5 protein-coding genes are annotated in these 13,094 nt (G+C 42.0%); 4 read left to right on the forward strand and 1 reads right to left on the reverse strand.

Annotated elements, in window-relative coordinates; all coding sequences use genetic code 11:
- Positions 1-175 precede the first annotated feature (175 nt).
- The 4 genes from DP114_RS20250 to DP114_RS20265 all read left to right on the forward strand — a co-directional run bounded on the left by DP114_RS20250 (position 176) and on the right by DP114_RS20265 (position 10,941).
- Positions 176-1,945: a ShlB/FhaC/HecB family hemolysin secretion/activation protein gene (locus DP114_RS20250; protein WP_171976965.1), complete on the forward strand. Its 1,770-nt coding sequence runs from the start codon at positions 176-178 to the stop codon at positions 1,943-1,945.
- Between the two features lie 10 nt (positions 1,946-1,955).
- The gene (locus tag DP114_RS20255) at positions 1,956-4,727 is read left to right on the forward strand and encodes a CHAT domain-containing protein (protein ID WP_171976966.1); all 2,772 of its coding nucleotides are present in this window, start codon (positions 1,956-1,958) and stop codon (positions 4,725-4,727) included.
- A gap of 571 nt (positions 4,728-5,298) precedes the next feature.
- Positions 5,299-7,428, forward strand: a complete 2,130-nt coding sequence (locus DP114_RS20260; RefSeq protein WP_171976967.1) for a two-partner secretion domain-containing protein — start codon at positions 5,299-5,301, stop codon at positions 7,426-7,428.
- 456 nt (positions 7,429-7,884) lie between these two features.
- Positions 7,885-10,941 (forward strand): two-partner secretion domain-containing protein, encoded by a 3,057-nt coding sequence (locus DP114_RS20265; protein ID WP_171976968.1) that lies wholly within the window; start codon positions 7,885-7,887, stop codon positions 10,939-10,941.
- On the opposite strand, the gene DP114_RS20270 is transcribed toward DP114_RS20265, so the two are convergent.
- Complete coding sequence (locus DP114_RS20270) at positions 10,938-13,082, reverse strand: CHASE2 domain-containing serine/threonine-protein kinase (protein ID WP_171976969.1); 2,145 nt, start codon at positions 13,080-13,082, stop codon at positions 10,938-10,940. The genes DP114_RS20265 and DP114_RS20270 overlap by 4 nt on opposite strands.
- Between the last annotated feature and the right edge of the window lie 12 nt (positions 13,083-13,094).

The following is a 13,094-nucleotide window of genomic DNA, read 5'->3' on the forward strand; positions in this document are numbered from 1 at the left end:
TGTCAAGGCTTCTGGAAGCTGCTAGTACCGCTGCGCGGTACTAGGCATATTGGGTGAATTTTACATTTAATTTAGTTGTTTTACTTATCACCTACCAAAGCGTGTTAAATAACATGTATTGAAATATATTCCACTCGTCTCAAACCGAATTATCATTAATCGAAATCGTTTAAGAATGAGTATAAATCGTTATCATATCAGATTAAGTTTGTTTATTCTGACATCTACACTAGTCAACTTATTTTTTACTGCGTCGCTAAAAGTACAAGCACAGGTAAACCCGCCAGGATCAGATATCCAACGAGGAGTACCACCTACACCCACAATCCCAACACCAGAAAAACTCCCACGCCCAGAAGATTTATTACCGTCTCCTCCCGCTACGACTCCTACGCCTACGACTCCAGAAGTTGTTCCCAGCGAATTTTCAGAAAAAATTAAGGTTGAACGTTTTGTGGTAGAAGGTAGTACCGTCTTTGATGAAAAGAAATTTGCGGAAGTTACCAAAGATTTCACCAACAAACTTATCACCTTTACCGAACTGCTACAGGCTGCTAATGCCATTACTCAACTCTACCTTGATGCAGGCTATGTTTCCTCTGGCGCTTTTATAGCAGGGAATCAAACTTTCAAAGTAGAGGGCAGTATAGTCAAAATCATGGTGGTTGAAGGTAAGTTAGAAACTATCCAAGTCCGGGGTACAAGGCGGCTTAATCCTAACTATGTGCGTAGTCGCCTAGCAATTGCTACAGGCAAACCTTTAAATCAAAAGAAATTAGTGCAAGCACTGCAACTGCTACAACTCAATCCACTCATTAAAAATCTCTCTGCGGAGTTGGGAGCAGGCTCGCGTCCAGGCACTAGTATCTTAGAGGTGAGGGTTACAGAGGCACAAACCCGTTCTGTCCGAGCTATACTAGACAACAATCGCACACCCACCATTGGCAGCTTTCAGCGCCAAGTCCAACTTAACGAAGCGAATTTACTGGGACTGGGAGATGGTTTAAGCATTTCTTATGCTAATACCGATGGCAGTGACACTTGGGATTTTAGCTATACTTTGCCAGTGAATCCCCGCAATGGCACTTTGCAGTTAAACTACAGCACTTCATCCACAAAGGTTATTGAAAAACCTTTTGATATTTTAGATATTGATGGAAATTCCCAAGAGTATGGAATAACTTTTCGTCAGCCCATACTGCAAACCCCAACTCAGGAACTTGCATTGGGAATCACCGCCAATCATCGCTCTAGTGATATTGGTTATTTAGAAGCGTTGGTTGGAACGCGAATTGGTTATCCTTCACCAGGTGCGGATGAAGATGGCAAAACTAAAGTATCCGCAGTCCGGTTTTTTCAAGACTGGACACAGCGCAGTGACAGACAAGTTATTTCAGCGCGATCGCAATTTAGTATAGGTGTTAATGTCTTTGATGCCACGACTAACGCGAAAGATCCAGATAGTGAATTTTTCGCTTGGCGCGGACAAGCACAGTGGGTAAGACTTTTAGCACCAGAAACCTTCTTGCTTGTACGTGGAAATCTTCAATTAGCAGACAGAGCTTTACTACCTTCAGAACAAATTGGTGTTGGTGGACAAGCTACTGTACGGGGTTATCGTCAGGATTTGCTTTTAACTGACAATGGTTTTTTGGGTTCTGTGGAGTTACAGTATCCAATTTTACGCATACCGCAGATTCCGGGCGTACTTAAGATTACCCCATTTATTGATTTTGGCACTGCCTGGAATACTTCTAGCGCTGGTAGAACAGCCCTTGAGGATCAGACTCTTGTATCAACAGGATTGGGGCTGTTATGGCAAAGCGATCGCCTAACTGCCCGCTTTGATTGGGGTATCCCTCTTATCTCTGTCTCGTCTGGTGAAAAAGATTCTTGGCAAGAGAACGGACTCTATTTCTCTATTATTTATACCCAACCTTTTTAAGTGAGGAATTATGTCTGTCATTCTGACTTTAGCTACATTATCTCAAATCATGACTCCCGTTCCCTTGGCTGCTCAACCAGTTTCCCAAATGACTGTAGCAGCAGTTGTGCGATCTACTGATACCAAAGAACTCTTGCAACAAGGTTTGCAACTTTATCAAGCAGAAAAATTTGCTGATTCTGTCAAGGTTTTCACACAGGCATCTCAGGCATTTCAAGCAGTTGAAGATGGGCTGAACCAAGCTTTAGCATTAAGCTATCTTTCTTTGGCTCAACAACAGTTAGGAGAATTAGCTAATGCTGAAAAAGCCATTGACAACAGCTTGGCACTATTACACAACAAAAATGGTTCCAAAGAGTATTTATCTATCCGCGCTCAAGCTTTAAACACGATAGGTCAGTTGCAATTAGCACAAGGCAAACCAGACCAAGCACTGAAAAGCTGGGAAGAAGCGACGGTAATTTATAAGCAAATTGGCGATGAAGCGGGTACCACTGGTAGCCAGATTAACCAAGCTCAGGCACTCCAGGCATTAGGATTTTACCGTCGTGCTAATAATACTCTAGATGCTGTAGAACAAAGCACAAACAAGCAATCTGACTCCGTTATTAAAGCAACTCGATTGCTTAATCTCGGTAACACTTTGCGAGTGGTGGGAAATTTAGGCAAGTCACAGCAAGTTTTGCTCAAAAGTTTAATCATCGCTCAAAAACAGCAATCAAAACAAAAGGTTGCAGAAATTCAGCTAAGTTTAGGCAACACAGCCCAAGCTTTAGCCAATAATGAAACCGAAGAAGATAAAAATAAGGGATATATTCAAAAGTCTTTAAATTATTATCGTCAAGCAGCAACCACTTCGGAAAAACCCCTGACTCAACTAGAATCACAACTCAATGAACTACGGTTTTTACGTATAAGAGTAGACAAATTATTAGACCAACAGCGCAAAATACAATTTCAATTAGCAGCAGCAGATAAAAACATATTATCAGAGCAAGAGAAAAAAGATTTGTCAGAACAAGAAAAAACAATATCACAAGAAAGACAAAATAATTTATCAGATATCTCCCAGAGATTGTTGCCTCAAATTCAGTCTCAAATTGCTACTATCCCACCCAGTCGTAGCAGTATTAACGCTCGCATTAACTTTGCCCAGAGTCTGATTAAACTAAAACAAAAGAACAACACTAGTAACATTTCTTGGCGAGAAATTGCTGAAATAGTTAAAGTTAGTGCTAACCAAGCTCAACAATTACAAGATAATCGTACCTATTCCTACGCCTTAGGTACTCTCGGCAACTTGTACGAGCAAACCCAACAATGGTCTGAAGCTCAAAATCTCACAGAGCAAGCTATGAAACTTGCCGAAAGAATTTTTGCCTCTGATATTGCCTATCGTTGGCGATGGCAATTAGGTCGTATCCTTAAAGCTAGAGGTAATAATGAAGAAGCTAAAGCTTCTTACAAACAAGCAATCAATTACCTCAAGTCCCTGCGGAATGATTTAGCTGTAGTTAACCGTGATGTGCAATTTTCTTTTCGAGATGAAGTAGAACCTGTATATCGAGAATATGTGAGTTTTCTTTTAGAAGGAAACTCTAGTGAAGAAAATATTAGAGCAGCAACAGAAGTCATTGATTCACTACAAGTAGCAGAGCTAGATAACTTTTTCCGCAGAGCTTGTGTAGATGCTAAAACTGTTCAGGTTGACGAGATTGATAAGAAAAACAACACAGTTTTTATTTATCCCTTAATATTACCTGACCGCTTGGCAGTTATCACCTCTCTTCCTAATGGAGCCAAGCGCCGTTATACATTTGATTTTCCCAAAGATGAATCTGGTAATTTTATTACCTCAGATAAAATGGAACAAACCATTGAAGAACTGAGCCAAAAACTGTTAAATCGCAACAGTGGAGAATTTTTACCCGATTTACGGAATTTATATAACTGGTTAGTTCAAAAAACTTTAGACTCTAATTTAAAAAAAGACACAAATATTGTGTTTGTTTTAGATGGAGCATTAAGAAATATTCCAATGGCAGCACTTTATGATGGAAAACAATTTCTGATTGAAAAAGAATACAATCTTGCTCTAACACCAGGTTTGCAGTTATTACCAACCATCACTCCTCTGACTGCAGAAAGATTAAAAAGACGAGTAGTCGTTGCTGGATTGAGCGAATTACCTAAAGAGTTTGAACAAAAATATCCGGGAAGATTTAATGATTTACCCTATGTCACAAAAGAAGTCAGTCAAATCGCAAGTGAAGTGAAAATTCCTGCTCGACAAGAGCTACTTAACAGTAAATTTACTAGAATCGCGCTCACAGATGCGGTTAAGTCTTCTAATGCACCTGTAGTACACTTAGCAACTCATGGTCAATTTAGTTCGCAGGCAGACAATACATTTATTCTGACTTGGAATGGTGAAGTCAATGTTAATGAGTTAAAATCTGTACTGAGAACGAGGGAGACAAACCAACAAGAAGCAGTTGATCTCCTTGTTTTGAGTGCTTGTCAAACAGCTAAAGGAGATAACCGAGCTACTTTAGGAATAGCAGGAGTTGCTATACAATCAGGAGCGCGTAGTACATTGGCAACTCTTTGGAGTGTCGCCGATGACACGACTGCGACGCTAATGACTGAGTTTTACGACAATTTGGTTAATAAAAAAATGCCTAAAGCAGAAGCTTTGCGTCAGGCTCAAGTAAATCTCCTGAAAAATTACAGACATCCCTATTTTTGGGCACCCTATATTTTAATTGGTAACTGGCAATAATCTCGTTTCCAGCCTCAGGCTGGAAATGCCAGCTAAGAGGCTCTGCCTCAACCTAAGTACCGGAGGCAGAGCCTCCTAGTAGCGCATTCCCTGGCTGAGCCAGGGAACGAGAAGCTTAGGGGTGTGCTTTCCTTACAAGCGTTGCTGCGAAGATGAATTTTTGTAAAGTTACATTTGTTGGGTTTCATTTGGTTCAACCCAACCTACAAAAATTCTGGCAATAAAGACAAAACTTTAAACTCGTTTCCAGCCTCAGGCTGGAAATGTCAGCTAAGAGGCTCTGCCTCAACCTAAGTACCGGAGGCAGAGCCTCCTAGTAGCGCATTCCCTGGCTGAGCCAGGGAACGAGAAGCTTAGGGGTGTGCTTCCCTTACAAGCGTTGGTGGGAAGATGAATTTTTGTAAAGTAACATCAAGACGAATTTCTATAAAAAATGGCAATTTGGGCAGAAAACAAGCACTAATTTGACCTTAAAGGGAGTAAGCCAGTGACAAGTAAACCACTTGTACATGTGGTTTACTTGTCACTGGTACACTGTATGTTGGACAACTGCTGTTTCCTTGGGGGTGCGATGTCCTTTAGAAATACTCGTTGGTTTTTGGGGATTGCGGTGGGGGGTGCGTTCGGCGCAGCCGTGTCGCTGACATTCGCCTTAGCTGCAAATTCTGCTTCTGCCCAAATTACACCAGATGCCACTCTACCAAATAATTCCACTGTCACTATAAATGGCAACACCTTCAATATCGATGGGGGAACTATTGCCGGACGCAACTTGTTCCACAGCTTCCAACAGTTTTCTGTACCAAAAGACGGTACGGCTTCTTTTAATAATGCTGCGGATATTCAAAACATCTTCAGTAGGGTAACGGGTACGTCAGTTTCAAATATTGATGGAATAATTAAAGCGTTGGGTACAGCTAATCTGTTTTTGATTAATCCAAATGGGATTGTGTTTGGTCCTAATGCCAGCCTGAATGTTGGTGGTTCGTTCGTGGGAACGACAGCAAATGCGATTCAATTTGGTAATCAAGGTTTTTGGAGTGCAACGAATCCAAATAATCCTGCACTGCTAACGGTAAATCCTTCAGCTTTATTTTTCAATCAAATAGCTGCTGCATCAATTACAAGTAACTCAGTTGCACCAGCCGGAAAAGATCCACCAGGATTAGAAGATGCATTAGGTTTACGTGTTCCGGATGGTAAAAGTTTGCTACTAGTGGGTGGCAATGTCAACATGGATCGTGGACGACTGAATGCTTATAGTGGGAGAGTTGAGTTGGGAGGATTAGCTGCCTCTGGAAATGTGGGGCTAAATGTGGATGGCGATAAATTGAGCGCTAGCTTTCCAACTGAAAGTGCCTTAGCTGATGTATCACTTACTAACAACGCTGCTGTGTATGTATACGCATCAGGAGGCGGTAACATTATAATCAACGCTCGAAATTTAGACATGAACGAAAGTCGTCTCCGTGCTGGCATTGGATCTAATTTAGGTTCTGATGGCACTGTGGCGGGAGATATTGTGCTGAATGCAAAAGGGAAAATAACACTCGTAGCTAGCAGCATCTTTAATTTTGTGTCATCAGGTGCAGAAGCAAAAGGTGGAAACATACAAATTAAGGCTGATTCTCTGTCTTTAACCAATAACGCTTATTTTTTTGCCAGCACCATAGGAAAAAGGGATCCAGGGAATGTGATAATTGATGCCCGTGGTAATGTCGATTTTGATAACAGTTATGCTTTCACCTCAGCATTCATTGGAGAAGGAAAAAGTGGAAACATACAAATTAAGGCTGATTCTCTGTCTTTAACCAATAACGCTTCACTTTTTGCCAAGAGTTTAGGACAAGGGGATCCAGGTAACATTGAAGTGACCGCACGCCAAATTCGTTTGGACAACTCAGCGAGTTTCAACGCTGAATCAGCATCAGGTAATGGCGGCAATATCAATCTGCGAGTCACAGACTTATTACTCCTACGCGGTGGTAGCCAAATTTCCACATCTGCGGGTAGTGATCTCAAAGTTGGCAATGGCGGTAACATCACTATTAATGCCCCGTCGGGCTTTATCGTCAGCGTTCCAAATGAAAACAGCGACATCACCGCTAATGCTTTTAATGGCAGTGGTGGGAAAATCAATATCAACTCCTTAAATATTTTTAACTTCACTCAACGTAGTGGAGAAGATTTGGTGCGGGAGTTGGGAACTGATGATCCAAACCTACTCAATCCACAACAGCTACAAACCAATGATATTACAGCATTTTCCCAAACCAACCCGACTTTAAGTGGTCAAATAAATATCAACACACCTGATATTGACCCTAACCGGGGATTAGTGGAACTACCCGCAAATGTAGTTGACCCCTCCAACCAAATCGCCCAAGGTTGTTCTGCTTTTGATCAAGCAAATGCGAGTGACTTTAAAGTGACTGGACGCGGTGGTTTACCTCCCAGTCCTGATGAACCCCTCAGCAGTGATGCAGTCTGGGAAGATACTCGTTTGGGTGCGACGACAGCACAACGACTAGATTCTAAAACCACGGCAACAAAACCTAAGTCTGAGTCTGATACAGTTGAAATTATACCTGCTACGGGTTGGGTATTCAACGGTAAAGGCGAAGTGACGCTGGTTTCTGTGACACCCAATGCTACTGTTGAAAATTTGGCTGCTTCTTCCCAGTCATGCCATCTTCGTTAAAGTTATTTTTACGTTAATTTACAAAGAACAGTCAAAATTGTTTGATTTTTAACCATTAATCCCAGATTCCGCAGGTGCGATCGCGCAAGGCGCGGCTCCCCTTGGGAGCATCGCTCCAAGCGCGATTGTCCGCAGCGAAGCGCGTAGCGTGCGCTTTGCGCATACGTAGCTTTCTTCGGAGTGATGAATTTTTGTAAAGTAACATCAGGACGAATTTCTGTAAAAAATGGCAATTTCCGCCCAAAACAAGCACTAATTTGACCAAGAAGGGAGTTAGCCGAGATTATTTTCCCGTCTACGCAAATATGGTTTACTTTTAACAGTTATCAGTTATCAGTTACCAGTTATCAAGTACCAGCCGCAGTTATCAGTTGGTAGGAAACGGACTCGTCCACCCCTTGTTCACTGTTCACTGTTCACTGTATGTTGGGCAACTGCTGTTTCCTTGGGGGTGCGATGTCCTTTAGAAATACTCGTTGGTTTTTGGGGATTGCGGTGGGGGGTGCGTTCGGCGCAGCCGTGTCGCTGACATTCGCCTTAGCTGCAAATTCTGCTTCTGCCCAAATTACACCAGATGCCACTCTACCAAATAATTCCACTGTCACCATAAATGGCAACACCTTCAATATCGATGGGGGAACTATTGCCGGACGCAACTTGTTCCACAGCTTCCAACAGTTTTCTGTACCAACGCTTAATACGGCTTCTTTTAATAATGCTGTAAATATTCAAAACATCTTCAGTAGGGTAACGGGTACGTCAGTTTCAAATATTGATGGAATAATTAAAGCGTTGGGTACAGCTAATCTGTTTTTGATTAATCCAAATGGGATTATCTTTGGTCCTAATGCTAGTTTGAATGTTGGTGGTTCGTTCGTGGGAACGACAGCAAATGCGATTCAATTTGGTAATCAAGGTTTTTGGAGTGCAACGAATCCAAATAATCCTGCACTGCTAACGGTAAATCCTTCAGCTTTATTTTTCAATCAAATAGCAGCTGCTGCACGAATTGAAAATAACTCAGTTGCCGACGCTGGTTTAAATCCATCTTCTAGCTTTACAGCAAGAGGCTTGCGTGTGCCAGACGGAAGAAGTTTACTGCTGGTAGGCGGTGATATCAAAATGGATGGTGGACGTTTGTCTGCTTTTGGTGGGCGAGTCGAGTTAGGTGGGTTACGAAGTGCGGGAACAGTTGGGCTGAATGGGGATGGCAATAATCTGAGTTTGAGTTTTCCCAATAGTGTAGAAAGAAGCGATGTTTCCCTTAGTAATGGTGCTCAAGTAAATGTTCCTGCTGGTGGTGGTGGAAGTATCGCGGTTAATGCCCGGAATTTAGAGATGACAGGAAGCAGTGAACTGTTAGCAGGGATAGGGACAGGACTGGATTCTAGTAATAGTAAGGCAGGAAATATTTCGGTTAATGCTACAGGAGCGATAAATCTCAACAATAGTTTCATTGAGAATGTGGTGCTACAACAAGCAAACGGACAGGGAGGCGATGTCAATATCAGTGCTAGCAGCTTGCGGCTTGAGGGTGGGGCACAGGTATTTACTGGTACTTTTGGTGCGGGCAAGGGGGGAAATTTGAGTGTTGATGCCCAAGATGTGCAATTGATTGGTACAAGCGCTGATGGTCAGTTTGGCAGTGGCTTGTTTGCACAAGCAGGCTCAAACTCAACAGGAAATGCGGGTGATTTAACGCTCAAAACCAATACCTTGCTAGTGCGAGATGGGGCACAGGTATTTACTGGCACTTTCGGTGCGGGCAAGGGGGGAAATTTGAGCGTTGATGCCCAAGATGTGCAAATCATTGGTACAAGCGCTGATGCTCGGTATTCCAGTAGCTTGCAAGTTTCTACAGGGCAAAACTCAACAGGGAATGCAGGAGATTTGACAATCAAAACCAATACCTTGCTAGTTCGGGATGGGGCAGGGGTTATTACTAGGACTTTAGGAGAGGGCAATACTGGTAACATAACGATAACCGCAAATACAACCTCACTTGATGGTGCTAAAAGTGCTGTATCCAATACATCAGGCGTTAGCTTAGCACCTATAGTTAGTGTTAAATTGGATGAACAAAATCGTCGAGTAGTTACCGTTGAGTCTCCTCAGCAAACTGTCTTTCCAAACGCCAGAGGTAATAGTGGATACATCAACATTACAACTGAGTCACTCTCTGTCACCAATGGTGCGCGATTAGATACTAGCACTTCTGCACAAGGAAAAGCAGGGAATATCAGTGTTAATACCCGTAATGCAAAATTTAGTGGTACTGATACCAATGGCACTACCAGCGGTGCTTTTAGTACAGTGCAAAAAGGGGCATCGGGAAATGGTGGAGTTATCAATATTAATACAGCAGATAAACTGACGGTTGATAATGGCGCTCAATTAGTAGCCAGCACTTTTGGAAATGGAAACGCAGGTGAAGTTAGGATTGTTGGTAAAGAAGTCGTATTTAATGGAGTAAGCGGCAGTACTCCCAGTGGAGCATTTAGCGCTGTAGCTTCTAATGGAGTGGGGAACGGAGGCAATATTAATGTCAGAACAGGTTCTCTTTCTGTGACTAATGGCGCTCAACTGTCTGCTGCTGTGGAAGCTGGGGCTAGTGGAAACGGAGGAAATTTGACAATAGCTACTAAGCGGTTGAATATCGTTAATGAAGCAGAGGGAACGGTAAGCAATTTGGGAAGCGGTAATGCAGGCAACTTGGAAGTAAAAGCCGATTTTATTGATCTAAATAACCAAGGAAAACTCACAGCTAACTCTAGAACAGGTTTTGGTGGTAATACTGAGTTAAATGTGAAAGACATTCTACTAATGCGCCGTGATAGCCTAATCTCTAACACTTCCGGCACACCACAAGAGGGTGGCAATGAAGGCAACTTAACACTCCGTACCAAATTTCTAGTTGCTCCCCCCAATGAAAATAACGACATTATTACTAATGCTTTTACTGGTGAGGGAGGTAATATTAACATTGTGGCTACTGGGAGAATTTATGGCTTTGTAGTACCTAGTCGGCTTGACTTTGAAAAGTTATCTCCTGCCAATCGAGATCCGCGTCAATTACCAACAAATGACATTGTTGCAAGTTCCCGAAGCAACCTAAATATTTTTACTTTTCTTGACCCCAGTAACGGTTTAGTCTCCCTACCTGCATATGTATTTGACCCCTCCAACCAAATCGTCCAAGGTTGTGCAGCTTTTGATCAACCAAATGCGAGTGACTTTAAAGTGACTGGACGCGGTGGTTTACCCCCCAGTCCTGATGAACCCCTCAGCAGTGATGCAGTCTGGGAAGATACTCGTTTGCGTGCGATCGCCAAACAGCGACTAGATTCTAAAACTACGGCAACAAAACCCAAGTCTGAATCTGATACAGTTGAAATTATACCTGCTACGGGTTGGGTATTCAACGGTAAGGGCGAAGTGACACTGGTTTCCCAAACACCCAATGCTACTGTTGAAAATTTGGCTGGTTCTTCCCAGTCATGCCGTCTTCGTTAAAGACCTTCTAAACTATTTAATACCTCTGTAGCCGACTGATATCTTAAATTGCAGTTTTGATTCACCATTCTATTTAATACCGCAGCAAATTTGTCACTGATTTCTGCTAAATTGTGCCAATTCTGCAAGCTACCATCTTGCCGAGATATAACCACCCTTAAAGTGTTAAAGTCTCTTTGAAACGCTTTAGGATGTCTCCCTGTTAAGGCTTGAATAGCCAGTATTCCCAACGCATAAATATCGCTATTTAGTCTTGGTTGTCCGTTCATTTGTTCGGGAGGCATATAACTAGGAGTACCAATTGCGACCGTACTATTTTGCTGGTGAGTTTGAATCTGCTTGACTGCACCAAAATCAATTAAAAAAATCCGTCCATCACTTTCTCGCCTGATTAAATTACTAGGTTTGATATCTCGATGGATGACATTATAACCGTGAACAAAAACAAGTATTAGCAAAACTTCTTTGAGTAGAGATACAACATCAGCTTCTGCAAACTTTTTATTAGGAGTAATCTCTTTTTCAAGGGAATTCCCTTTGATAAATTCTTGAATTAAATAAAATTCTTGATTTTCTTCAAAATAAGCCAATAATTGAGGAATCTGGTCATGCTGACCCAGAACTTCTAAAATTTCTGCTTCAGTGTTGAAAAGTCGTCTAGCAACCCTTAAAAAAGTTTCTTCTTGATGAGCGGGTCGTAATTGCTTGACCACACATTGAGGATGACTAGGACGCTGAGTATCTTGAGCTAAATAAGTTTCACTAAATCCTCCATGACTTAGAGGTTCGATGATTTTATAGCGTCTTTTCAGCAGGTGCGTCTCGGAGGGAATTTGAGGTGGTGTTGTTAGACTTGAGGAATTGCCCCTCTGGTTTATAAATGCTTGCAGTTGGATAATGGCTTCTTCTTGCTGCTGAACCTGTTGTGCTATTTTTTCTTTCTCTTGCTTACTCTGATATACCGTATAACCAAGAACGCTACCAGTTGCTAACACAAACCCCAGTGCTGGTGAGATGACTGGAATCCATCCTGCTTGGGTAAAAATAAAAAAGTTACCAGCAAATAATACTACAAGACCTGTTCCACCGACAATTGCTAGATATAAAGGGTGCTGAATGCGCGATGCAATTATACCTCCAGCTAAACTCCATACCAAAATCCAAACCACTTCACCCCATTCAGGCAAAAACCAAAATAGAGTTTGTTTGTCGAGAACAGGGCGAAGAATTTGACTGACACTTTGGGCATGAATCTCCACTCCCGCCATTCTACCGGATGTGTCTGACTTGCCAGTGCTATAGGGTGTATTGAAAATATCCTTTAAACTGGGTGCGGTTGAACCAATCAAGATGATGCGGTTTTTCACTAAATCACGATTAACTTTATCCTCAAGCACATCTGTCATAGTAACTTTTTCAGCTACCTGAGAAGAGCGGTAGTTGAGGATAATTTGGTAACCACCAGTATCTATATTTTGATAACCACCAGAATTACTTTCTAGACGTTTAAATATAGTCTCGCCAAGTTGCAACTCTTGGTTGGAAGTCTTTTGCGGTTGAATGTTTTTAGCTTTCAAGTATTTTAGTGCTAGTTGTAAACTTAAGGAATATTCTGCTGCACAAGCGTCATTTGCTGCTGGGGTAAACAACAGTAAATTACGACGTATTGTGCCATCAGAATCTTCTACAACATCGATAAATCCGACTTTCGATGGCTCAATTCCCTCAGGAGGAGATACTCCAGGCTCATTATTATCACGATGTTTGCAAATTGGAATAATAATATCGCTCTGTTGCAAACGTTTCAATAAGTTGTTGTGACCAGGTTCAATGGGTAAGTCACGATAAATGTCAAGACCAATTGCTCGCGGTTGATATTGCTCAAGTTTACCCAAGAGATTGTCGAGAACTTGCCCCGATAAACGGTCTGAAGTGGGCGATTTCCATTTTTTGATGTCATCTTCAGTGATTGCAACAATTAGCAGGCGGGAATCTGTACCAGAATCTGCTCGCATTTGCATCATCTGGTCAAAAAGCCTAATTTCTAATGGTTCTAGCACTCCTAACTTTTGAACAGCAAACAGTAAACCTGTGACAATGACGCTATAAACAACTGTTGATAATGTGAATAAATTTTTCATAAAATTTACTGT

It is taken from the genome of Brasilonema sennae CENA114, from assembly GCF_006968745.1.
Taxonomy (GTDB): domain Bacteria; phylum Cyanobacteriota; class Cyanobacteriia; order Cyanobacteriales; family Nostocaceae; genus Brasilonema; species Brasilonema sennae.